The organism is Pantoea rwandensis, from assembly GCF_002095475.1.
Taxonomy (GTDB): domain Bacteria; phylum Pseudomonadota; class Gammaproteobacteria; order Enterobacterales; family Enterobacteriaceae; genus Pantoea; species Pantoea rwandensis.
Map to the genome: position 1 here is coordinate 59,624 of NZ_MLFR01000016.1, position 24,035 is coordinate 83,658.

Sequence of the window (24,035 nt, forward strand, 5' to 3'; positions counted from 1 at the left end):
GTTGCGATGAATGGCTACCCTACGATCAACCTGTCCGTTTTTTGTAGGGTGCACTTTCATGTGCACCCTGAATTCAGCGTTGCTCATGCTTCAACATACGGCTCGACAAATACCCCTTCCGCATGGTCGCTCTCATTAAAGAACCAAATCCCTAACGGGTAGTCCTCTAACGCCACCAGATACATAATGCCTTCGTTGAACCCTTCCACTGCCAGCACTGTGCCAACCCGACGTGGTCCGCCATCCGTTTTTACCGTAACCCGGTCATTGACCTTCATTGACTGTTCTCCAGAAAATATCCTGCACACAGTGTAACGGAAGAAAAAGACCGATGCCTGATCGCGATCAGCGTCGAGCGATGACCCACACAGCATGGACAATACCGGGAATGTAGCCACACAGCGTCAGCAGGATATTTAGCCAGAAGGCTCCGCCGAAACCGACTTGCAGGAATACCCCCAGTGGCGGCAGTAAAATTGCTATCACAATTCGAATAAAATCCATACTAACTCCCTGATAAAGAAAATAATCGTTCAGCTTTAAAGATAGACGCTACCAGCAAAAATGGGCGGAATGAGGGGTAAAGATCGGTCAAGAAGGGACTTTTCACTTTCTTAACGTTTAGCAGAGAGACTTCTGACACGGGCAACTCGTACACTTCTTCGTACTGCACCAACCCCAAAGGCGCAGTCAACCTAAAAGTAACAAGGATTTTTGCCCGCGCAGCGCGGGCTTTTTTTGCCTGTCATCTCCCCTCCCCACCCGTCAATTTACGTTGTCTATACTTAAAGCGAATCTTATCGCCTCTGGGAGGCTCACTATGACTACTGCCAAAGAGTACAGCGACAACGTGCAGCGCGAAGTGAATATCGATGTCGATGCGTTGCTGGAAGCGATCCAGAAAAAAACATCAGGTGAGGTAAAGGAGTTCATGGAGTCGGAACATGCCCACCGGGTGAGAGTCAACGGCGAAGCCTATGACTCTTATATCGAACTGGCCGAAGCATTCGAACTCGATATTCGCGACTTTGCCATTACCGAAGTGAATCGATGAAATCGATTTCAAAAAAATACCCGGCAGGGTCGCCGGGTAAAATAAATCAGTGAATTCGTTACACCAGGAAATTCTTAACACCTGGATGAGGTTACGCTTTAGTCAACACAAGACAAGTCCCAATTTTGCGTATAAAACGCACTAAAAAGCATTAACAACCCCACTGGTTACCGAAAACACCCTGTTCTAACGGTACTTCTACCGCGCACAAAACCCGCACTCACTGTGCTGCCGCCGTTTCGATTTAAGAATTATCCTGGATTTTGTAACGGCGGGGCGGCAAAAAAGTGTGATCGCCATAACGCTATTATACTGATTACTCTCTGCTTTACGGATACGCGTCGCGTAAGGAGTGTGATGATGCTGAGACTTAATTCATCTCTGATGATAGTGACTGACCTCGATGGCTCATTGCTGGACCATCACGATTACAATTGGGAGGCGGCCAGTGAATGGCTGATACGCTTAAAACAGCACGCCATTCCTGTTGTGATTTGCTCCAGTAAAACTGCAGCTGAAATCATTCCGCTGCAGAAACGCTTGGGCATCCCTGGCACCCCCTTTATTGCTGAGAATGGTGCCCAAGTGGCTCTTGATGGCGAGCCCACCCTGAAGAACGAACCTGAAGAGAACTACCTTGCATTGTGCAGTACCCTTCGTACCTTACAAGCCACCTATCGTTTTAACGGCTTTCACGATTTCAGTGATGCTGAAGTCGCGCGTTTCACAGGCTTAACATTGACTGAGGCGAGTCAGAGCCGTCAGCGCCTGGGCTCAGAAGTGGTGTTATGGCGCGATGATAGCGACAAACTTGATGACTTCCGTAGCGTCTTAGCTGAACACGAATTGGCCCTGACACAAGGCGGCCGATTCTGGCATGTGATGCCCGCAGGCTGCGGTAAAGGTATTGCGCTGACCCAGCTACTGCAGTCTTTGGCCCAGCAAAAGGGCCAAACCCCAACCACTATCGGACTTGGCGATGGGCCAAACGATGTGCCCATGCTGGAGCAGGTCGATTACGCTGTGGTCATTAAAGGTTTCAGTAAAACGCCGGTCATTTTACAGCGCAACGATCAACAAAATATCTATCACACCGCCCATGTCGGCCCACAAGGCTGGCGGGAAGGACTCGACTACTTTTTGGCGCAACCCGATTAACCGCCTGACCAGAGGATGAGACGATGAGTGATTTTTACCAAAATGGCGTCATTACCAACTTTCATAATCTCACCCACCGCAGCGTCGAATCGCTGGAAAAAGAGATGGTGCGCTTTGCTCGCAAGCGCAAAATGGGACTAATTCTGCCTTCACTGTTTTCTGAACTTGAAGGGCCAGCGTTGGATAACATCGTCAATGAATTGGCTAAAGTCCCCTATCTGGATGAAATTGTCATCGGCCTTGATCGCGCTGACCGCGATCAATTTCTCTTCGCCCGGGAGTTCTTCTCACGATTACCGCAGCGCCACCGTATCTTATGGAACGACGGCCCGCGACTCAAAGCGCTGGATGCAGAGCTGGATAAAGAGGGCCTGTCACCCAGCCAGCCGGGTAAAGGCCGGAATGTGTGGTTCTGCACCGGTTATACCTTGGCCTCAGATCGCAGCCAGTGTGTCGCACTGCACGATTGCGATATCGTCACTTACGAACGCGGCATGCTCGCACGGCTGCTCTATCCGCTCGCCAACCCGGCGTTTCAGTATGAGTTCTGCAAAGGCTTTTATGCGCGTGTAGCGGATGGGAAACTGAATGGGCGCGTTGGTCGTCTACTGGTCGGCCCCCTGCTACGCTCACTGCAGAAGGTTTATGGCCACTCTGAATACCTCGATTACCTGACCAGCTTCCGTTATCCCCTCTCTGGTGAATTTGCTATGCGCACCCATGTGCTGAATGGCATAAAAATCCCCGGCGACTGGGGGCTAGAGATCGGTGTGTTATCCGAGATTTATCGCAACTACACCACGCGGCAAACCTGCCAGGTGGAGATTGCCGATAATTACGACCACAAACATCAGCCATTGGCCGAAGAGGATGGGACTGGTGGTTTAAAACGCATGAGTAATGACATTGTGCAGTCCCTGCTGCGTAAACTGGCCACCATGGGCGTGCCCCTCACCAGCGACTCGTTTCGCGTCCTAAAGGCAACTTACTATCGTAACGCGCTGGATATGATGGAGATCTATAACCATGAAGCCACGATGAATGGCCTCAAGTTTGATCAACACATCGAGGAAGCCGCTGTCGAGATGTTTACCCAAGCGATATTGGACGCGGGTCAATCCTTTATCGAGCGCCCTAATGAAAAGCCTTTTATTCCCAGCTGGAGCCGGGTGCAATCGGCTTTCCCTGACATCCTGCAACGCATTTATCAGGCAGTGGAAGAGGATAACGACGGCAAAGTTTAACCCTCAGCACATACGCGATTGCGGCCACCGGTTTTCGCCAAATAAAGTCGACGATCGGCGGTCGCTTGCAGCGTTTCTGCATGATAATCGCCCAGTTCTTCACTCGCGGTGACGCCCGCCGACAAGGTCACACTGAACGTCGCCTTACAGTTAACCAAGATGGTTTTCGCCGCTAATCGCGTACGGATGCGTTCCGCCACCGCGCTGGCCTCGGACAACGTCGTTTCTGGCAGCACAATACAAAACTCCTCCCCACCAATACGGCCTGCAACATCATATTTACGCAGTGTATGGCTGATGACGCTCGCGACACGAATCAGAGCTTGGTCTCCAGCTGCATGCCCCCAGGTATCATTGACGTTTTTGAAATGATCGACGTCGAGCTGGATGACCGCGATCGGCGTCTGCTGCTGCTTGTTGTGCGCCGCCAAGGCAACAAACTGTTCAAAGAACGCATTACGATTAAGTAAGCGCGTCATTCCATCATAATTTGCCCGCCAAGCGAGCTGAGAGGAGAGCATGTCCATACGCCGAACCATGCGAAAAATCACCTGATGAGTGACCCCCAGCAACAGTACAAACAGCAACCACATACCCAACAGGAAAAGGGCGACACGCCCCAACTCCTGCGATAAACCTTGTCTCAGACTCTGAATGTTGACGAGATAAGCATCGAAATTTTTTAGATGACTCCAGCTGACAAACTGCGTTCCTAGTCGCATTACGCCTGCGGGCTGCTGCCGCATCCGCGCCTCGACCCGGGCCTGCTGTTCCTGCGTTAAGGGTTCATCGTTAGGGGCGTGCAACCGCGTGATCTCATTTAACGAGCGGTCCACTATCAGCAGTTTGCCCTGCAAGAGACTGTGATGCACTTGCATCATCAGGGCGTGAATGCGTTGCTGGGTAAAATCCATCGACAGCACGCCATACCAGTAGCCATTGCTGACAATGGGTGTGCTGACCGTCATCATCAACCCTTCATTAAACTCACCCTGATAAACTTCGGTCCATCGCAGCCGTGAATGCGACGAATTCGCGGGGTTTTGATCGCGAAAGTAAGGACGCTGAATCATGGTGCTGTAGCTTTGCGCCAGCTCCTGCGGGCTTTGCGGCGGTCTGGAACTGATAAAAAATCCCGCACGCGAGATGTACCAAAAACGCGAATGAAAATCCTGCGCTGAATCCCCAAATTGCAATATAAAACTAAACTCCAGCGCGGCTCGCAGCTCTTGGTTGATATGGTCAGCTTCGCGCAGCAGCAGAGGGTCGTGCGCTAGCCAGCTATCACTCACACCGTTGAGCGGCATGCTGCGGGGACTAGAGAGTTGAAGCTGCCAGGTGTTTTGCTGGCGCAGGCGTTGGAAACGGGCAATCGCTTCTCTCGCATGGTCTGAATCCAGCGGATGCGTCAGGGCATAATTAAGCATTTTTTCGTAGTACATCAACTCATCAATGCTCTCCTGAAACTGGCTGTCGAGGCTTTTTTGAATTTCGGCGAGTTGGGCACGTTGACGCTCTTCATAATTGTTCTTTAATTCCAGCGCTTCATGCACGGTGAGGAAAGCTGAAAAAAGAAAGACCGCCAGAAAGCAGAGGTGCACCCGCAGAAACGGATGACCGGCACGCTGCGGCAGAGAAGAGATAGGCATCAGCAGCCATGCTCCGAAAAAGGGCGAATGCGCAAAGTGTAGTCAGAGGGAGAAAAAGCGTACAGGCAGGGATCAAAGGAAAATCAAATAGGTAAAACGCAACGGGACGGCGAATACCGCCCCGCAAGCGCTTAGCTGGCCAGTTGGCGCGCTGCTGACAAATGACTCAATTCGTCACTGCGGAACGCCTCCCGGCGCACGCTAAAGCCATCATACCAACGACACTCTACCATTCCGCTGGCATAGCCGGTCACCACCATAGTGGGTCCGCCCTCTTTATGCTGAACTTCGTCACTGATCGCAAAGGTCATACCGCGCCCTCCCTTTTCCGTTGATTGAACGAGAATAGGTATAGCAGCTGGACAGGTTTTTTGCCTATAGGATATTGCTATTACTGTGACGAAATCGGAATAAGCAGTTAAAAATGTTGTTTATAAAAAAAGCCGATAAAATTTATTATCGGCTTTGAAGCAGTTTCCCGGGTGGGAAAATCAGATTTTGCAACCTTCGCAATCAGCCTCATCGCTGATATCGACTGGGACTTCATTGGCTTTTTCAGCCGCTTTGGCTTCAGCCTGTTCCAGCTGCGCATCGATATCAAATTCAAACATATCGTCGTTCATCATCGTTCTCCTGACCCGTGATTAGAAAATTCCTGCGCTTTATACCGATTTTCCACGCAGCTTAGCAATCAGATTTACCACCAACAGCACGATCGACCCAATGATGAAACCGAGCACCAGATTAGCGCCGTTGCTCAACAATGCCGAGACGACACCGTGGAAACCGCTACTGTATTCAGTGATCGCGTGATGCAGGGGCGTAATGCCATGCACAATAATCCCGCCACCCACTAAGAACATCGCTACCGTGCCCACGACGGTCAAAATCTTCATCAGCAGAGGTGCCAGCGCCAATAATACGCTGCCCATCCCCTGCGCCAGGGTGGACGATTTCTCACGCAGCCAGTAGCCCAGGTCATCGATTTTAACAATCATCGCGACAATGCCGTACACACCGATAGTCACCAGAATCGCGATGCCAGCCAGAATCAAAACCTGGTTGAGCAACGGGGCTTCGGAGACAATCCCCAGCGTGATGGCCACAATTTCCGCTGACAAAATGAAGTCAGTCCTCACCGCACCTTTGACTTTATCTTTCTCGAACTGGCGCGGATCCATCTGGGACAATTTGTCGAGGCGTTGTTGGCGGGCCTCTGGACTGCTGTCCGCTTTATCGTGATTAAGGCTGTGTAAGACCTTTTCCACGCCTTCGTAACACAGGTAAGCCCCGCCCACCATGAGTAAGGGAGTAATGAGCCAAGGAGCAAAAGCGGAGATCAATAATGCCAGCGGCACCAGAATCAGCTTGTTTAAAAATGACCCCTTAGCCACGCTCCAAACAACGGGTAATTCACGATTGGCTTTGACGCCGGTCACCTGCTGCGCATTGAGCGATAAATCGTCACCCAATACGCCAGCAGTCTTCTTTGCCGCGACTTTGCCCATGACGGAGATATCATCAAGCAAAGTGGCAATGTCATCCAGAAGTGTCAGTAAGCTGGTTCCTGCCAAAATATTTATCCTTATTCCTGTTCGTGATCCTGACAACAGGGGCAACGCTCAACAGCCGTCACTGACATATCAGCGATGCCCACACAGTCCCATTCGACGCGAAGTGTCTGCCCGGCAAGATCGCCCGCATGCACATATTTGCTCACCGGACTTTCCGTCATCCCACTGATCTCCTCGGTGGCCACCAACTGCTCGCCAAGATAGATGCGCGCCGTTGCATGGGTGTTCACCATCCGCTCATCACGGAGTTGATACAGGCGTTTGACCGTCAGTTTGATGCTGCTCATGGCTTTATTCCGCGTCCCAGAGAAAGGGCTGATCTAAACCGTTATAGCGTTTAAAAGCAACAATCGCGCATTATTCAATGCGATAGTGATGCAGCCCTTGATGATCGATTTCGCCGCTGTGCGATGCCGCCAACAGCCACTCTTCCAACCTTTCCACTAATGCCACATCTTCTAGTTTCAATTTACCGCGTAACGCGCACTCCCACACGATCAAGACCTTCCAGCCGCTCTCCTGTAATTGCTGGATATAGCGCCGGTCACGCTCGACATTACTGTTGATTTTTCCGGCCCAGAATTCGGTGCGCGTGGCAGGCATGTTAAATAAGTAGCAATGATGACGATGCCAGAAGCAACCGTGGACGAAGATTATCGCTTTCTCCTGTGGCAACACAAAGTCAGGACGGCCAGGCAGCGCCTTATCTTGCACGCGATAACTAAAGCCACGATCTTTTAAAATCAAGGCAATACGCTGCTCAATCGCCGTATCCTGTTGGCGAATAGCACGCATATTTTTGCTGCGGATATCTTGTGAGTGGACATCTGCCATGGCGTCTCCTTGGTTTGGGGCTCCTTCAACTTTAGCGGTTTGGGGCAAAAGCGAAAGGCACGTGCAACAAGTGTGTGAATGCGCGAGGAGTGATAGCATAGCGGCTTCACTGTTAAGGAAAAACGCATGCTTGCTATCGAACCCGCCGCGACTGCTTCGCCCTCCTCGTTCACTGCTGCTTCGGATGACGCGACATCGCTGTTATTGCAGGTCCTCGATATCTACGCCACGCGTGATGTGCTGCAGACCTTAACCGATGCCGGAGGCCTCGACTGGAGCGTCTCTCGGTTGAACCGTATTCGTCAGGAAAAAAGCCGTGTCCCGGCACTCTCCAGTCGCGAAGTCAGCAGCCTGCAGGCGCTGTTGCCGTCACGTCCGCAGCATTACGACACGCCTGAATTTCAGTTTATCGATCTGTTCGCTGGCATTGGTGGGATACGCCGCGGCTTTGAACAGATTGGCGGTCGGTGCGTGTTCACCAGCGAATGGAATAAGGAAGCCGTACGGACTTATAAAGCCAACCATTACAGCGATCCTACCCAGCATCAGTTTAACAGCGATATTCGCCTGGTTACGCAGCCTGCTGGTCTGAAGGACGAACAGGCGATTTACCAGCACATTGACCAAACCATCCCGGATCACCAGGTTTTACTGGCGGGTTTTCCTTGCCAGCCGTTTTCTCTGGCGGGTGTCAGTAAAAAGAATGCGCTAGGCCGTGCCCACGGTTTCGAGTGCGAAGCGCAGGGCACGCTGTTTTTCGACGTGGCGCGTATTCTCGCGGCCAAAAAGCCGCCGTTCTTTGTGCTGGAGAACGTCAAAAATCTTAAAAGCCATGACCAGGGGCGTACTTTTGCCATCATCATGGCGACGCTGGATGAATTGGGTTACGACGTGGCTGATGCCGCGGATAGCGGTACACCGGATGCAAAAATTGTCGATGCGCGCCATTTCCTGCCGCAACATCGCGAACGTATTGTGCTGGTCGGCATTCGCCGTGATAGTGGCCTGAACAGAGGCTTCTCACTGCGTTCGCTCGCGCAGTTTTATCCGCCACAAGTACCCTCGCTGCAGAGCCTGCTGGAACCCGCACCTGAGCAAAAATACATCCTGTCTCCGACGCTTTGGCAGTACTTGTATCAGTACGCGAAAAAGCACAAAGCCAAAGGCAATGGTTTTGGCTTCGGGCTTAACGATCCGCACAATCCCAACGTTTGCGTGCGTACCCTCTCTGCGCGTTATTACAAAGATGGCTCAGAGATTCTGATCGATCGTGGTTGGGATCAGGCGCAAGGTGAGGTCGATTTCCAACAAACCAGCAATATGGCACGCCGTCCCCGTCGCTTAACGCCGCGAGAGTGCGCCCGGTTAATGGGATTTGAGGCGCCAGGAGAAAGCCATTTCCGCATTCCCGTCTCTGATACCCAAGCTTATAAACAGTTCGGTAATTCCGTGGTCGTGCCGGTTTTTGCTGCTGTCGCCCAACTGCTTTTGCCGTTGATTCAGCAACATCAGCGTCGCAACACCTAGCACCCCAGGTCCATAATTTCCTTTAGGGACGCGCTTTGTGCTGTTTTGCACTGAATCGCGTCCGCTGTCACCTAACTGTCACCTGCGCTCCCAATACTCCTTTTTATTTTTTGGGGGCGTTAGATGTCACTCCTTTCCGTTATCTCCTTACCGCTGCGTTTTCGTACACGACTCTCATGGCACATGCCGCTGTGGCTCACCAGCTTACGCAGTCAGTTTCTGCTGTTTATTGTGCTGTTTTGTCTGCTCCAATTTGCAGGCGTGCTCCTGCTCAATAATCACGTTAACCAAACACAAACCTCTTTACAGCAAGCCAATCAACTACGGGAAAGATTGGCACTACTGGATAAGGCACGAATTGAATTACTGACGGCCAGTGATAATAGCCATCGTGCCGGCATCTACCTGATGCAAGACCAGCAAAGTGGGTCGGTCGACAGCTGGAAGAGCCTTGCATCCGCCTCGGATGAGTCGTTGAAAAAAGCGCAGTCATTATTTACGGCTTATCACGCCAAAGCCGACAGCCCGCTGGCGCAAGGGTTTGCCATGCTGGCGGAGGGATTGCAGGAGCAGCTCAAAGGATTAGCGGCCAACGATATTAACGCGTTCTTTATGGTGCCGATGCAGGCATTTCAACAGCAGTTTAACGATGCCTGGTTCAGTGAAATCGAACAGGCCAACCATCAGCTGACCAGCGTCAACCAGAACACCCTCAGCACGTTGAAGCAGAGCCGTAACATGTCGCTGATTGTCAGTGGCATATTGATGGCGATGCTGGTCCTCGCATCCAGTCTGGTCATGCGTGGAGTATTACTCCCGTTGCGTCGTGCCAATGCGCAGTTAGAGCACATTGCGACAGGGGATTTAGTGCCCAGCCATACCACCCCACGACGCCAATCTCTGGAGACACGCCAGCTGTTTCAATCGATTGAGTCCATGCGCGATGGCCTGCAACAAATTGTGAGTGATATCAATACGGTTGCGGTAAGTGTTGCGGCCGGTGCCGAGGATATGCAGCAGCATAATGAGCAGGTGATGCAGCAGCACCAGACGCAGAATGCCAGCTTCCACCATCTGTCGCAGCGCTTGCATCGCGTTTCCGAAGAAGTTGAGATTGGTGCGCAGTTCTCGCAGCAAGCCACACAGGAAGCGCAGTCTGCCGATGAACTGATGCGTAACTGCGCCATTGAAGTCGATAATATGGAGCACAAAATGCAGCAGATCGTCACGGCCTCGGGGGATATAGCCGGGATTGTCGGCATGCTGGATAACCTGTCAATGCAAACTCGGTTACTGTCGCTGAACGCCGCGATCGAATCCGCGCATGCGGGTACTTATGGTCGTAGCTTCTCAGTCGTCGCGAAAGAAATGGGCTTGCTCTCGCAGCAGAGCGGCGAATCTACACGACAGATCGATGGCTTAATTCAGCACACGCAGCAGCATGTCAATGATGGTTTTGATAAAGTGAAATCACTGGAAGTGCTGTTTGCGCAGATAAGCGGAGCTGTGTCTGGTGTGGTGACACAGTTGGACGAGTTGCAGCAAAACTCCACGGCGCAAAGCCACCGCGTGAGCAAAATTGCCCATGAAGTGGTCGAGATGAGTCAGCAGCTACAACAAAACGAAGAACTGAACGCTCATCAGGTGCAGGCCGCTGCACAGTTACGTGAACTTTCAGATCGACTTGCACAACGCGCGCAGCAATTCCGCGTTAACGCCGCTTAAATAAAAAAACCCGTCAATGACGGGTTTTTTCGCTTATTTCTTTTTCTTACCTTTCTTCAGCAGCGCACGTACCTGCTTAAGTTCAGAAGCGGAAAGCTGTTCAGACACCGCTTCTTCGGTATGCAGATTATCAACGTCCTGTTGCTCAACAGCATGCAAACTGGCCTGTAAGCGGTTAACGATCTCCTGGCTCATGGAGATTTGGTTATCTGCGGCTAACTGTTTGATGTGCTCCTTCAGCGCCGGGTCAATTTTAATGGTTAAGTTAACGGTCTCGGTCATCTTCATACTCCCTTTTGATTTACAACAACGTAGCGGAAGAATATGAAAGTTAACAGACTGTCATAAAAATTTAATATTAGGAGTGTATAGGGCTGAAGTCCCTTAATACCGACTCATCAATCGTCGTGAGATTCCCCTGCAACTCCGCGCAGAGCTTGGCCATGTATTGTACCAGGAAGTCCGCATTATGCTCCGCTAACAAGCGCCCTGCCTCAGTTTGCATAGTTTCTGGTAAGCGCAGAAGCTTCTTCTGGAAGTGATCCAACGTCCACTTTACGTCATCCAATTCACGCTCTTTTCCTAATGGATCTTCGCTATCGAACAACGGGCGTCCTAACGCACCCGCCGTGTAGAAAACGCGCGCCAAGCCGATAGCACCCAAAGATTCCAGACGATCGGCATCTTGTACAATTTTCGCTTCCAGCGTTTGTGGTGCAATTCTCGCGCTAAAGCTATGAGCCTGAACCGCATGGGCAACGCTGTCTAACAGCGCCTCTGGGAAATCTGGAAAATCCTGTTGCAGAATGCGGCGCGTCTCTTCAGCGGCGTAGGTGGAGGCCAGATGACGCTCCGGATGGTTCTTCGGCAGGTTAACCACGTCATGGAAATAACAGGCGGTGAGGACCACCATGGGGTCAGCGACGCTGTGCTGCATAATGCGCGTCGCGCTCATCCAGACGCGACGCAGGTGCGCGATATCATGGGCTTTATCATCATGCAGCCAATTCTGCTGCAGCCAGTTCTCGTAACGTTGTTGCCAGCGGGTGAGTGACATCGTGCTTCTCCTTTATTGCTGTTATAAAAGCACCGCTCATTCAGGGTGCTGCTCCTGGAGGACATCATAGCGGTATGGTCGTGACACTTTTTTTACATCCTTCCTGGATGTGCAAAGCGCGAAAATGCGATCCCGATCTTGTTATAGCGCTGTTAATGCGGGTTTCCCAGTGTAGATCACGTTTTAGGTATTTCCTTAGTCTCGTTTAAGTTAATTAACTCTGTTAAACATGGGTAATCTATTTTAACCATCAACAATTTTCACGATGTTGATTTATTCCAGTTAAACAGGCTGATTAACATGGACCATCAGTGATATTCACATCGGGAAAAGTCCGAAAAGATTCCCATGGCGGCCGTTATAACGTACTGTATAAGGGATATTTCTGGCTCTGCGCTGGGTGCAGTGCTGTTTCCAGCACACATTTTGCTTATGAGCCATTTTTAAAACCGGAATATGCAGGAATAGCCTGATACTGAGGCGACAAATTATTAAGCAAATTGATTGAAACCCATTATGCTGATTCTCCCATCTGCAGATGCGGATGTTTCGTCGAAGTTTTCCGGGTTAGTGAGACTACATGAGGTACGTAATGAAAGAACGGCCGATTCTTTTTTCCGAACAGCGGGTACGCGCCCTGCTGATTGGCCAGCAAACGCAAACCCGGCGGATTATGAAAACTCAGGCCTTTGGTCCGGGTCAGGATTACCATGAAGGTGTGCATGCGTTTGACGTAAGCGCTAACCATTTGCACGGTTATAAACTGATGTCGATGGCGGATATTAGCTCGCACTGCCCGTTTGGACAGGTGGGCGACCGTTTGTGGGTTCGTGAAACCTGGCGTGGCCCGATTGTGCCGGAAGAGCAACTGGCCGAATATGAGCGCGATCCTCTTCCCTTCCGCACCCCTGCATTTTGCCAGTATCGCGCTGACAGTAATGAATTGGGTCAGCTGGATGAGGACGTGCAACACGCCGAGCAGTTTGGCTGGCAAACCGCCATCCATATGCCACGTTGGGCCAGCCGCATAGACTTGGCGATCACCTCCGTGCGCGCCGAAAAGATTCAAGATATCAGCGAAGATGACATCATGGCGGAAGGAGTGCAGACCGATACCCACTTCCTGAATAATTTCTTTACCATGAACATGAACGCTGAGTCGCCGAAAGAAGCCTACCGCAAAGCATGGCAGAAGCAGTATGGCGCGACCAGCTGGGAAGTGAATCCATGGGTATGGGTGATCGAATTCCAGCGAGTCGAACGCGAAGGCTAACTTCTCTTAGGTCGCCCCATGTGGCGGCCTCTCTTTTATCTGCTCGCTTTGCCACCTTAATCACAGACAATTCTCGTAGCAACTGATTGAATACTCAGCTTTGATTCTGTGCTGGCATTTTTCACCCGCCGCGCCAGGATAATCCCTTACGCCCAGCAGAGCGAGTCACACGATGTTTAAATGGCCGTGGAATGCGCAAGTTGATACCACAGTCACGGCGCTTCCCTGGCAGCAGGCGCTGGCACAACCTATTTTTTCGCTGCTGACTGCCGATGAGCAAGCTGCCCTCACTGCCTTGGCGCAACGCTTTTTGCAGCAGAAGAAAATATCTCTGTTGCAAGGACTGCATTTCACTGAACTGCAGTTTGCACGCCTTGCTCTGCTGTTTTGCCTTCCCATATTAAAACTCGGACTGGAGTGGTTGGACGGCTTCCACGAAGTGTTAATTTACCCCGAACCCTTTAGTGTTGATGACCATTGGGAAGATGATAGCGGGCTGGTCCACCAGGCTCCCGCCGTACATGCAGGACAGAGTTGGACACAAGGTCCGGTGGTGTTAAATGCGTTGGATATTCAAGACTCTTTTGACCTCTCCGGCTACAATCTCGTGATCCACGAAGTGGCACACAAGCTGGATGCGCGCGGCAGCGGATATACCAGCGGTATTCCAGCGATGGCGTTACGTGATGTCGCTCAGTGGGAAAAGGATTTGTTGTCAGCGATGGAAGAGATCGAAGCTGAGGTCACGCTAGTCGGTGAGCAAGCCGCTACTATCGATCCTTATGCTGCCAGTGATGCCGCAGAATGCTTCGCGGTGCTTTCGGAGTACTTTTTTAGCGCACCAAATCTGCTGGCTGAGCGCTTTCCAGATATGTATGCCCACTTACAACGCTTCTACCGACAGGACCCGATGGCACGTCTCGCCGTGGATTCTGTTTAATTAGCCATCGCTTTGTACTATTGCTAGCCAATTGAATACAAATGTGTTTTTTAGCTGTTGACACATTTGGGGAGGGCCATTAATATTCGCCTCGTTCACACGATTCCTCTGTAGTTCAGTCGGTAGAACGGCGGACTGTTAATCCGTATGTCACTGGTTCGAGTCCAGTCAGAGGAGCCATATTTAGAGAAGCCCGCTCAGGGAAACCTGAGCGGGCTTTTTGCATTCTGAACATTCCGCCATTCAAACTGGGATCCACTTCAAACTGCTGAGTTGTTCATAAGAACATATATTGTTCATTTGTTCATAAGCACCTATTCTTGATTTACCACCCGTCAATTTTCACTTCTTTTCTGAAAGCACTATCTTTCCTAAACAGGGGGCTATGTCTAGATTATGCCGACAACTTTCTATCCTTCCGCGCATCTCGCAGAACTCTTTTTTCCCGTAACCGCTGATGAAAATGCAATGCTGCAAGTTATTGAGAAAATTGCAGTCAGTAACTATTACCAAGGCTTTGAAACGGGGATCTTCCATCAACCCGCAATGGCTAAAAGAATACGTATTTTGGCACAACAACATGCCCTTCATGTCACTCAATGGTTAACCTTTGAATTATTAAAAGATCAGTTAAACCTCAGTAGCCTGGATAGTGCGTTACGCGAAAAATCGATTCGCCGTGCTTGCGAGTTAGTCCACCTCGCCGCGGAATGTGGCACTAGCAAACTGTCACTGGTGAGCGGTAGCGATCCCGGCGATGCATTACGCAACGAGGCGATGAAGGGGTTCAGTGAAGCGATAGTGCGCATCGGTGAGGAGGTAAGCCAATATGAGGGAATGCTGCTGCAGATCGAACCGCTCGATCGTTTTGCACACAAATGCCAACTGATTGGCCCCACCAATGAGACCGTTGAATGGATGACAGCGCTCCGCCCTGATTGCCCAAAACTTTATCTCGCTTGGGACAGTGCGCATGTGGCATTGAATCAAGAAGATTTGGCAGAATCACTGACGCTGGCAGCGCCATTGATTTCTCAGCTACATCTCGCTAATGCCATCCTTGATCCACAGACTGCAGGATTTGGTGATTATCACATGAAGTTTGGTGAACCCGGTTTCCTTACGCACGCTACCGCTGCACATATTATTGAGACTGCCCGTCATCTGCCGTTGCCTACAGAGATTGGACCGATCTCGGTTGCAATTGAGATGCGCACCACAGATCAGGATGACCTGTGGAACAATGAGCAACAATGCCGAGAGTTTTTACAGCGTGCTTGGCACGCCTGACAAACAGGGGGCCAAAGCCCCCTGTCATCAAATGACCGGCGTCAGCAGGGGTTGGCCAGCTTGGAAAGCGGCAATGTTATCCATCACTAATTTCGCCATTGCGGCGCGAGTTGCCTGAGTCGCACTGCCAATATGTGGTGTGATGACCACATTATCCCGATGATAAAATGCTTGGGGGGCATGCGGTTCATCAGCAAAAACATCCAGCCCTGCCCCACCAATTCGGTGCGTGTTGATCGCTTCTAACAATGCACCTTCATCAATCACGCTACCACGGGCAACATTGATGATAATCCCATCGGGCCCCAGCGCATCGAGCACTTCCTTGTTAATCAGATGATGGCTCTCTTTACCTCCGCTGGCACACACCATCAGCACATCGCTATTTTCAGCGAGAGTGACCAGTGAAGGAGAGTACGTGACACCCTCAGCAGCAGATTGTGAGCGACTGTAGTAACTAATCTGCATGGAAAATCCTTGTGCCCTGCGCGCCACTGCACGTCCAATCCGGCCAAAACCTACAATGCCCAAGCGCTTGCCACTGATTTTCACCGCCGGTGGGTAAGATCCGTTTTGCCAGTCTCCTCGCTCGATAAACCGCTGCGCGTCATTAATCCGTCGTGCAACGCTCAGCATTAAGCCTATCGCCAAATCAGCCACATCATCGGTTAAAATATCGGGCGTATTGGTCACGGAGATATCACGTTGCTGTGCAGCACGAATATCTATGCCGTCATAACCTACGCCAAATACCGCAATCAAACGCAAGCTTGTCAATGTATTGATCAAGACGTCATCAACAATCGATTCACCACTGGCTAATATAATTTCAATCTCATGGGCATTTTCTGGCGACAACATCTCCAGACCGATAACTTCATTTTCAGTCGACAAAGCATCAACCAATGTCTGTGGAACCTTATTTGCACGCAATATTACAGACATTCTTCCCCCTGTTAATTTTAAAACTGCTTTATGTCTACTTCTGAAATGAAAGCTGTCCGCTTTTAACAGGCAGTTTATTAAAATTAATACAGAGCGTACCGAGGGTATAGCATCCTGCACAGATGGCGAAATAGACCAGCACACTTTCAAAGCTGCCAGTAAGCTGCAGAATAACCCCGACCAAAATAGGAACAAGAATACCGGCACAGCTGTTTGCCATATTCATTAACCCACCCACCATACCAACGCGGTCTTTGGGTGCTAAAATTGCCGGGAAACTCCAATATAAACTGCCGAACATCATAAAGAATGCAGCGACCGATAACAGTCCCACCGCCAAGTTAGGATTTTTAACCGTAGCTAAAGCATAAAGAACCCCAAGTCCTACCAATCCAGAAACGGACAAGAGGCTTTTCAATGCAACATTATGGCTTACGCCTCGTTTCACCAAGTAATCAGCGAAGAAGCCACTAAACAGGCATCCTGCTGTACCCATAATGAAGATCAAGAAGGTCGAATTGCCAATGGAAGCCAGTTGCAAGCCTTGAGCCTGAGCCAAATAACTCGGCCCCCAAGTTAATAAACCCCAATACACCATGCCCCAAGAGGCTCGGCCTAGCATGATAGCGATCATCGTGAACCAACTAATGCCCAATCCTTTCGTGGGAGCCGATGAGGAATCCGTCGAGGAACCCTCAACATTACCTGCTGCAATGTAATCAATTTCCTGCTGGCTTACCTTTGGATGTTGAGTCGGTCTGTCACGCAGGATTCTCCATGCAAAGAAGCCCAACACCATGGTGAACAACCCGACGACGACAAAAGTTACACGCCAGGAATCAAGCACCACGATCAAGTGCGCGACAATAATACCGCCTATCGCCACCCCCAGCGGACTGCCGGAATCCATGATAACAGCACCACGGCCTCGCTCAGATTGTGTCAGCCAGGTTGAGCTTAATTTCGCTCCACTTGGCGAAACAGGCGCTTCCATCGCCCCTAAGCCAATACGAGCAAGAATTAGGCTAAGGCCGCCGCTCGCCAAACCAATAATCGCTTGAAAGAATCCCCAACCAAATAGCGCCCCGGTGATCACTTTGCGCGGCCCATAGCGATCCAATAACCAACCGCCAGGAACCTGCAATAGTGCATAAGACCAGAAAAAACTGCTTAAAATAAGGCCCTGCATAGTGGGTGAAAGATGAAATTCATCTTTAATATAGGGCATACCAATCGAGAGAGTAATGCGGTCCATTAGATTGACAGCTAACAGAAAGAACATAGTGGCAAATATTGCCCAGCGAAACTGGGTCGGCTTGCCCGATTTAGGTGCTGTATTCAACGTTGAATTAGACATAATTAACCTTCAGCTTAAACTCGTTAAACAACGGATTTAATTAATAAAGCTTATAGTGTGAATTAAGATCATTATCATTGATATACAGAACACCGCCCGCTGATTAATGGTATCAGCAGCAGCGCCCTTTATTTCTGTGATTAGAACCTTCAAACTAAAATGTAGAACCCAACCATTTCTCGAGTGTCTTACGAGACTGAATTAGAACCTCAAGACTACGAGCGGGATCAATAGGTGCATCTCCACGCAATGGATAACTGTCACGCTGGCGATGCATGCGTAGTGGTATTTCCAGGCTGCAAGGAATGTTTTTCGCTTCAAGCATCCCTATCATTGGCACATAATTTAATTGCCCGTGGCCTATCGGGGTAAAATGCACTTCGCCGTCAATAACGTCCAAATCTTTTAAATGACAGTGCTGCGCATAGGGAAGCATTGCAATCGCTTGTTCAATAGGATCGACATCAGGACAAAGTGAGACAATATTTCCTGCATCTACATTGACTGAGACTGCGGGATGATCAATCGCGTCAAGCAGCGCTGCCCCATCCTCAACTAAGCGAAAAACGTCATAATTTGGGTCTCCGCCATTCTCCAGGCAAATGACACATCCCTTATCCTCCGCTATCGGAGCAAGTTGTTTAAGATTGGCAATAATTTGTTGTCGATCCTGCTGACGCCCCACACAAATATTGATCCATTTTGCTCCAATTAAATGAGCGAAATGGATACGGCGCGTAAACTGTGCAACGGCGTCTACCGCACCCATATTCATGGTGGCGCCAAAAGAACGTGTTTTTAAATGATATTTTTCCAGTAACCCGCTGATATTACGCGCGTTATCGGCACTAAAGAGTTCAGGCGGCATATCACCGACGTACCCTTGGTTATAGGCAAGTTCGACATAACGAAACCCGGCTTTTTGGATAGTGCTGAAAGCAATATCATTATCCAAACCGTCAAACATAGCCGTGTTGACACCTATTTCGAACTGACTCATATGCGCTCCTCCTGATGAACTAAAGTTCAGATAACGACCGTATGAACACATTTTTAACAAAAAAATAGCGCAGGAAAAGGCGACCAGATCACGAAAGAGGGCTTTGGGTAGCGAATTTAGGGCATTTCACAATTTCATCACGTGAACATTTGAAAGAGATGCAGGAGGAAGGTGAACAATTGTCTATTGACGTAGTGAGTTAACCGCGCTCAGCGCGGTAAGGGTAAGCTTATACTTCAGTCCATCCGCGCAGCAGGTTGTGATACATATTCAGCAGTGACAACAACTCTTCGCTATCGCCATGGCGTGCTTTAAGGCTTTGAATATTCCGGTCCAGCTCAAACAGCATCGCACGCTGCTTGTCATCTCGTACCATGGATTGAATCCATAGAAACGAAGCAATACGCGCACCATACGTCACCGGTGTAACACAGTGCAGACTGCTGGAAGGATAGAGCACCAGATGACCGGCGGGTAATTTCACTTTGTGTTGACCATAGGTATCCTCGATCACCAACTCCCCGCCTTCATAGCTCTCTGGCTCGCTCAAAAACAGCGTGGCGGAAAGATCAGTACGCATCCAGCCCGCAGCACCGTTGTGACGCACCGCACCATCCACATGAAAACCGTAAGTTTCACCTTGTTCATAACGGTTAAACAGCGGTGTAGAAATTGAGCGAGGCAGTGCGGCGGAAAAGAACAGCGGGTTGGTGTTCAAAGCTTGCATCACCGCCGCTTGCAGCTGATCGTAAAGCGGCGTTCGCGTATCAATCTGCTGATTATTTTTCACCGTCGCGCCTTGGCTACCGACCGTTGCACGTCCGTCAATCCATTCAGCCTGTTGTAGCAATGCACTGAATTTAGCCACCTCTTCCGGCGCCAACACTGCGGGAATGTGATACATCATCGCGTTGTTCTCTCATAAAATGTGGGGCGCACCCGCCCCACGTAAAGACTTAGAAATGCACGTTTGCGGTCAACAGGAAGGTGCGCGGTTCACCCGGATGATAGCGGTAGCCACTCTTGTTGATCGAAGCCACATAGTTGGTATCGAAAAGGTTGTACACGTTAAGCTGCAGATCAAGGTTGTTGTTTACCTTATAACCCAGCTTGGCATCGGCTACCCAGTAGCCTTCGGTATGATCAGGCGTGCCCACCGCACCATCGCTGCCACGACGCAGGCTGCCCACATAGCGCGCGCCCCCGCCAACGGAAATCGCATCGGTAGCTTGATACTGCGTCCATAAGGTAAAGGCGTGTTTCGGTGTATAAGCAATCGAGGATGAGCCATCCTGTGTCACGCTAGCCCCTTCACGAACTGAAGCATGCTGCATGGTGTAACCCGCAATCACCTCCCAGTCTGGCGTGATGTTGCCCGTGGCTGACAGCTCATAGCCCTCTACGCGTTTCTTACCGGTTTGTGAGTAGGTGCCATCATCATTGGCATCCACTTCGTTCTCTATGTCGGTACGGAACAGCGCCGCGTTCAACAGCAGACGATTATCCATGACCTGCCATTTGGTGCCCACTTCGCTAGATTTCGCTTTCTGCGGTTTGAAGTCAGTGCGGTTTGCACTGTTACCGGTTCCGCCTGCTGCCAACGCAAAGCTGCTGCCACCCGGAGGCTGTTGAGAAATCGCGTAGTTGACGTAAACATTGCCCTGCTCGGTCAGACGATAGAGTGCGCCCGCCTTCCAGTTCACCAGGTTACCGGATTTTGCTGTATCGACTGTGGTGACCGGTGTACCAATCGCCGCACCTGCCGGACAGGCCACTGGATTTCGTCCTGTGCCACCACAAGCTGTCGCACTGTCATAATCCGTATGATAGCTATCAAGACGGATACCGCCGTTCAGCTCAAAGTTTTTGGTGATGGCTAATGTGTCAAAGGCATAAATGCCCGTGGTGTCGGTCTGGCCATTCGCATTGGCACCGTTACGATCCAGCCCGCCCACCGAGATGCTGCTGATGGGATGATAGATGTTCACATTAGGCGCGGTAATTGCATTCACACCATAGTTGGTCTGATTTTCACGCGTAAACTCTACACCCGCGCTGATATCGTGCCCCACCGAACCGGTATAGAACTTGGAGGTAATATTCGTTTGGTTGGTCAGGATGCGGTTGCTGACATCTTTTAAATTGGCATTACGCGTCCAGCTCCAGGTGCCAACATCGTTCGGATTGGGTGTGGTAATCGCACTCCCCATCACCGCCGTTAACAGATACTCCTGCTTCACCCGCGACCAGCGCGTCGTGTTGCGAATGGTGGTGTTGTCGTTGAAATCATGCTCGAAGCGAATGGTGCCGCTATCCGTGGTGGATTTATCGAAATCTGAATCCGTGCCGTAATAGTTGCTGGTGGCGACCTTGCCCGAATTGTTCAAAGCCGATGTCGCAGGCGTCGGTGAAGAGTAGCCAGGCAGGCCGATGGTAGGAATGCCACCATCAGGCGTGTTGTTCTGATGTACATGCAAATAGTTCAGGTAGAGACGTGTTGAGGTATCAAGACCAAACGCCAGCGAAGGCGCAACGCCGTAACGTTCGTTCTGGACGTTATCACGCGCGGCATCGTGGGTTTTTTCACCCATCAAATTCAGACGGAATGCGCTGTTGTCGTTAATTGCCTGATTGTAATCCAGTGTGCCGCGACGCATCCATGCACTGCCAACACTGACAGAAGCATCAAGACCTGTATCCAGGCGGGGCTGTTTACTGATCATATTGATGGAACCAGACGGCGCACTGCGGCCGTAATCAGTGCCGGATGGCCCTTTAATCACTTCCACCTGTTGGGTATTGAAGGTATCACGCGTGACGCTACCGATATCGCGAATACCATCAACGTAGATACTATTTGAGGTATCCATACCGCGCATATACACCGCATCACCGGTTGAGGAGCTGCCGTTTTCACCGGCATAAAACGCCCCGACGCCGGGTACGTTTTTCAGTGCATCAGTCAGATTATTGACGCCCTGATCTTTAATCACCTGCTCAGGAATCACTGTCATGGTACGTGTGGTGTCAACCAACGGACGGCTGAATTTAGGATCAGCAGACGCATTTGGGGCATACAGCGAAGGCGTCTGCGCATTGACCACGAGGGTATCTTCAGATTTTTTTGTGGCGTTATCCGCGGCCAGTGCGGCGGCAGGAGAAATACCAATGCAAAGCCCAGTAAACAGGGTCAGCGAGTTGAAGCTGCCAAACGGCAAAGTGCGATTATTATCCATTTTAAAAGGGAAGTTTCTTATCGTTATTGACGTGCTCGTCACATCCTTGCGGCGTTAAGTGCTGATAAACAGCGGCTTGAAGCATCATCAGGATGAAACACCTAAATGATAACGCCAATGGTTATCATTTACTTTTTTATTCTTGCACGAGCAATGCGGATTGGGAATACATTTCTTTACTGAGGGCTTACATAATTCATACAATCAGCGCCATGCTGAATGATTTGTAGGGATTGGCTTAAAATTGAGTAAGAAAGGGGCAAAATTCAGACATAAAAAAACCGCTGGACATGGCAGCGGTTTTTTTGATGAGTGCACAGTTCCTTCCAGTAACTGTAGCGCATGACGAGAAGGAATCGTTCATCTCTCATAGTAGCGGTATACCGATGGATGGAATTCGATGCCATAAAGTTGGCTGATGGGGATCAGTAAATCAATATGGCTGCTAATCTCAAATTCCCGCTCTTCAGCCGGCCGAGATTCCGCATTGATCAGGCGATTAAACCATTGTGAAAGCATCGTTTTCATCGTCAGGCTCTCCAGTAATTGTTGACCCTGACAGTAAAGCCTAATCCGAGTAATAACTAAAACGATTAGATATGCGATGGAATCCCGTTTAATGCATATCAGCACATGGCCGCCTTTTCTAGCGGCCATGGTCACTAGGCCCTACTTTTAGCCAGCATGCGCCGATAGTTGTTGAGCCATTTACCGCTGGTCAGGCGCAACCAGAAGAAAACACCTCGCACGGTCCAGTCGAGGAACATCCCAAGCCACACGCCTACCACGCCCATACCCAGCATGATACCCAGTACATAGCCCGCGACCACACGCGCCCCCCACATACTGAACATCGACACGTACATGGTATAACGCGCATCACGCGCGCCCTTCAGTCCAGCAGGCAACACCCAAGAAGCTGTCCAGATAGGCATAAAGGCGGCATTAAGCCAGATAAGATGTTTTGTGACCTCAATAACTTCTGGGTCACGTGTGTAGAACTTCGCCAGCGTCCCGGCAAGCGGCACGGTAATCAACGCCAGCGAACAAAGACCGATCATGGCCAACCAAAATACATGCTTAATCTGCCGTTCCGCTTGCATGACTTCATTTTTACCCAACCGCTTGCCAGTAATAATGGTTGAAGCCGAGCCCAAGGCGTTGCCGGGGAGGTTAATCAATGTGGCAATCGAGAAAGCAATAAAGTTACCGGCAATTTCGTTGGTTCCCATGCCTGCAACAAAAATCTGCGTCAGCAACTTGCCGCCATTAAACAGAACCGATTCAATACTGGCTGGTACACCAATCCCCAGTACCTCCATCAGGATGTTACGATCCCAACGGCGAAAATAACTGGCGATGGTAATTTTTAAAGCCGGTGTAATACCGCGATAAAGCACATAAATGGCAGCCACTGCACCGATGTAGCGTGAAATCGTTAATCCTAATCCGGCACCGATAAAACCCATCCCCTCCCAGCCCATGGCACCGTAAATCAGCACACTACTGATCACGATGTTCAGGATGTTCATGCCGCCGTTAATCAGCATGGGGATTTTGGTGTTTCCTGCACCGCGCAATGAGCCACTGCCAATTAACGCAATGGCGGCAGCCGGATAACTCCACGCAGAAGTTTGCAGATAGCTGAGCGCCAACTCTTTCACCTTAGGCTCTGCGCTACCCGCAATGCCATCAATGATCAGATGCCCCCACAACTCAATGACAATCACCAGCACAAATGCCAATACCGTCATCAATCCCAGCGACTGGCGTGTGGCGGCGCGGGCACGTTTACCGTTGCGTTTGGCGAGGCTGAAGGCCACCACCACCGTGGTGCCGAGATCAATGGCCGCGAAGAACGAGATGATGACCATGTTGAAGCTGTCAGCGAGACCAACACCCGCCATCGCCTCTTTACCCAACCAGCTAACCAAGAAGGTACTGAGGACGCCCATCAGCATCACACACAGGTTTTCAATAAAGATGGGCACGGCCAGTGGCGTGATTTCACGCCACAACAGCGTGCGATAAGAACGACGTTTTGGATACCACGCCGTTTTTCTGACCGCACGCATCACTGCTACGCCAGGATTTTGCAAGGGAGTACCAAATCACTTTGGAGAGGAAGATGAGTAATAATGATGATAGGCCACTGAGAAATATGCAAAGTGT

At 50.4% G+C, this 24,035-nt stretch carries 25 protein-coding genes and 1 tRNA gene; 9 read left to right on the forward strand and 17 right to left on the reverse strand.

Features of this window, described 5'->3' with window-relative positions:
• Positions 1-83: 83 nt before the first annotated feature.
• Both dsrB and HA51_RS15710 read right to left on the reverse strand, forming a co-directional pair.
• Positions 84-278 (reverse strand): protein DsrB, encoded by a 195-nt coding sequence (gene dsrB, locus HA51_RS15705; RefSeq protein ID WP_169718789.1) that lies wholly within the window; start codon positions 276-278, stop codon positions 84-86.
• 67 nt (positions 279-345) lie between these two features.
• Positions 346-504, reverse strand: a complete 159-nt coding sequence (locus HA51_RS15710) for a YqaE/Pmp3 family membrane protein (protein ID WP_034824466.1) — start codon at positions 502-504, stop codon at positions 346-348.
• Between the two features lie 316 nt (positions 505-820).
• On the opposite strand from HA51_RS15710, the gene yodD reads away from it, so the two are divergent.
• The 3 genes from yodD (at position 821) to HA51_RS15725 (ending at position 3,456) form a co-directional block, all read left to right on the forward strand.
• On the forward strand, positions 821-1,054 hold the full coding sequence (yodD, locus tag HA51_RS15715; RefSeq protein ID WP_084935559.1) for a YodD family peroxide/acid resistance protein: 234 nt from the start codon (positions 821-823) through the stop codon (positions 1,052-1,054).
• Positions 1,055-1,414: 360 nt separating this feature from the next.
• The gene (locus HA51_RS15720) at positions 1,415-2,212 is read left to right on the forward strand and encodes a mannosyl-3-phosphoglycerate phosphatase-related protein (RefSeq protein ID WP_084935611.1); all 798 of its coding nucleotides are present in this window, start codon (positions 1,415-1,417) and stop codon (positions 2,210-2,212) included.
• A gap of 23 nt (positions 2,213-2,235) precedes the next feature.
• The gene (locus tag HA51_RS15725; protein ID WP_084935560.1) at positions 2,236-3,456 is read left to right on the forward strand and encodes a glycosyltransferase family protein; all 1,221 of its coding nucleotides are present in this window, start codon (positions 2,236-2,238) and stop codon (positions 3,454-3,456) included.
• Here HA51_RS15725 and dgcQ read toward each other — a convergent pair.
• From dgcQ to HA51_RS15750, 6 genes are all read right to left on the reverse strand, one after another.
• Complete coding sequence (gene dgcQ, locus HA51_RS15730; RefSeq protein WP_084935561.1) at positions 3,453-5,105, reverse strand: cellulose biosynthesis regulator diguanylate cyclase DgcQ; 1,653 nt, start codon at positions 5,103-5,105, stop codon at positions 3,453-3,455. The two genes, HA51_RS15725 and dgcQ, sit on opposite strands and share 4 nt — an antisense overlap.
• A 131-nt stretch (positions 5,106-5,236) precedes the next feature.
• Complete coding sequence (locus HA51_RS15735; protein ID WP_084935562.1) at positions 5,237-5,416, reverse strand: YodC family protein; 180 nt, start codon at positions 5,414-5,416, stop codon at positions 5,237-5,239.
• Positions 5,417-5,596: 180 nt separating this feature from the next.
• Positions 5,597-5,731, reverse strand: coding sequence for a hypothetical protein (locus HA51_RS27710; RefSeq protein WP_281253451.1), 135 nt, complete (start codon positions 5,729-5,731; stop codon positions 5,597-5,599).
• A 36-nt stretch (positions 5,732-5,767) separates the two neighbouring features.
• Positions 5,768-6,679: a DUF808 domain-containing protein gene (locus HA51_RS15740; protein WP_084935563.1), complete on the reverse strand. Its 912-nt coding sequence runs from the start codon at positions 6,677-6,679 to the stop codon at positions 5,768-5,770.
• An 11-nt stretch (positions 6,680-6,690) separates the two neighbouring features.
• Positions 6,691-6,966: a hypothetical protein gene (locus tag HA51_RS15745; protein WP_084935564.1), complete on the reverse strand. Its 276-nt coding sequence runs from the start codon at positions 6,964-6,966 to the stop codon at positions 6,691-6,693.
• Between the two features lie 70 nt (positions 6,967-7,036).
• The gene (locus tag HA51_RS15750) at positions 7,037-7,513 is read right to left on the reverse strand and encodes a very short patch repair endonuclease (protein ID WP_084935565.1); all 477 of its coding nucleotides are present in this window, start codon (positions 7,511-7,513) and stop codon (positions 7,037-7,039) included.
• 126 nt (positions 7,514-7,639) lie between these two features.
• Here HA51_RS15750 and dcm point away from each other — a divergent pair, with 126 nt between their 5' ends.
• Together dcm and HA51_RS15760 are read left to right on the forward strand one after the other, a co-directional pair.
• Positions 7,640-9,040, forward strand: a complete 1,401-nt coding sequence (dcm, locus tag HA51_RS15755; protein ID WP_084935566.1) for a DNA (cytosine-5-)-methyltransferase — start codon at positions 7,640-7,642, stop codon at positions 9,038-9,040.
• A gap of 123 nt (positions 9,041-9,163) precedes the next feature.
• Complete coding sequence (locus HA51_RS15760) at positions 9,164-10,765, forward strand: methyl-accepting chemotaxis protein (protein WP_084935567.1); 1,602 nt, start codon at positions 9,164-9,166, stop codon at positions 10,763-10,765.
• Positions 10,766-10,798: 33 nt separating this feature from the next.
• On the opposite strand, the gene HA51_RS15765 is transcribed toward HA51_RS15760, so the two are convergent.
• Both HA51_RS15765 and HA51_RS15770 read right to left on the reverse strand, forming a co-directional pair.
• The gene (locus HA51_RS15765; protein WP_084935568.1) at positions 10,799-11,047 is read right to left on the reverse strand and encodes a hypothetical protein; all 249 of its coding nucleotides are present in this window, start codon (positions 11,045-11,047) and stop codon (positions 10,799-10,801) included.
• A gap of 76 nt (positions 11,048-11,123) precedes the next feature.
• Positions 11,124-11,822 carry a phosphohydrolase gene (locus tag HA51_RS15770; RefSeq protein WP_084935569.1) on the reverse strand — a complete coding sequence of 233 codons (699 nt, stop codon included), beginning with the start codon at positions 11,820-11,822 and terminating at the stop codon, positions 11,124-11,126.
• Positions 11,823-12,414: 592 nt separating this feature from the next.
• On the opposite strand from HA51_RS15770, the gene HA51_RS15775 reads away from it, so the two are divergent.
• From HA51_RS15775 to HA51_RS15790, 4 genes are all read left to right on the forward strand, one after another.
• Complete coding sequence (locus HA51_RS15775) at positions 12,415-13,095, forward strand: ASCH domain-containing protein (RefSeq protein WP_084935570.1); 681 nt, start codon at positions 12,415-12,417, stop codon at positions 13,093-13,095.
• A 172-nt stretch (positions 13,096-13,267) separates the two neighbouring features.
• Entirely contained in the window at positions 13,268-14,035 is a 768-nt protein-coding gene (mtfA, locus tag HA51_RS15780; RefSeq protein WP_084935571.1) for a DgsA anti-repressor MtfA, read from the forward strand.
• Between the two features lie 104 nt (positions 14,036-14,139).
• A tRNA-Asn gene (locus HA51_RS15785) sits at positions 14,140-14,215 on the forward strand.
• 288 nt (positions 14,216-14,503) lie between these two features.
• Complete coding sequence (locus tag HA51_RS15790) at positions 14,504-15,325, forward strand: sugar phosphate isomerase/epimerase family protein (RefSeq protein ID WP_158087374.1); 822 nt, start codon at positions 14,504-14,506, stop codon at positions 15,323-15,325.
• Positions 15,326-15,352: 27 nt separating this feature from the next.
• Here HA51_RS15790 and HA51_RS15795 read toward each other — a convergent pair whose 3' ends face one another.
• The 7 genes from HA51_RS15795 to HA51_RS15820 form a co-directional block, all read right to left on the reverse strand.
• The gene (locus HA51_RS15795; protein WP_084935573.1) at positions 15,353-16,270 is read right to left on the reverse strand and encodes a 2-hydroxyacid dehydrogenase; all 918 of its coding nucleotides are present in this window, start codon (positions 16,268-16,270) and stop codon (positions 15,353-15,355) included.
• 34 nt (positions 16,271-16,304) lie between these two features.
• Complete coding sequence (locus tag HA51_RS15800) at positions 16,305-17,627, reverse strand: MFS transporter (protein WP_084935574.1); 1,323 nt, start codon at positions 17,625-17,627, stop codon at positions 16,305-16,307.
• 154 nt (positions 17,628-17,781) lie between these two features.
• On the reverse strand, positions 17,782-18,627 hold the full coding sequence (locus HA51_RS15805) for a sugar phosphate isomerase/epimerase family protein (RefSeq protein ID WP_158087375.1): 846 nt from the start codon (positions 18,625-18,627) through the stop codon (positions 17,782-17,784).
• A 229-nt stretch (positions 18,628-18,856) separates the two neighbouring features.
• A complete protein-coding gene (ybiX, locus tag HA51_RS15810; protein ID WP_084935576.1) occupies positions 18,857-19,534 on the reverse strand; it encodes a PKHD-type hydroxylase YbiX in 678 nt (225 codons plus the stop codon).
• Between the two features lie 49 nt (positions 19,535-19,583).
• Positions 19,584-21,863 carry a catecholate siderophore receptor Fiu gene (locus tag HA51_RS15815; protein ID WP_084935577.1) on the reverse strand — a complete coding sequence of 760 codons (2,280 nt, stop codon included), beginning with the start codon at positions 21,861-21,863 and terminating at the stop codon, positions 19,584-19,586.
• Between the two features lie 360 nt (positions 21,864-22,223).
• Positions 22,224-22,391, reverse strand: coding sequence for a hypothetical protein (locus HA51_RS27225; protein WP_169718790.1), 168 nt, complete (start codon positions 22,389-22,391; stop codon positions 22,224-22,226).
• A gap of 134 nt (positions 22,392-22,525) precedes the next feature.
• Positions 22,526-23,938, reverse strand: coding sequence for an EmmdR/YeeO family multidrug/toxin efflux MATE transporter (locus tag HA51_RS15820; RefSeq protein WP_084935578.1), 1,413 nt, complete (start codon positions 23,936-23,938; stop codon positions 22,526-22,528).
• Positions 23,939-24,035: the final 97 nt, after the last annotated feature.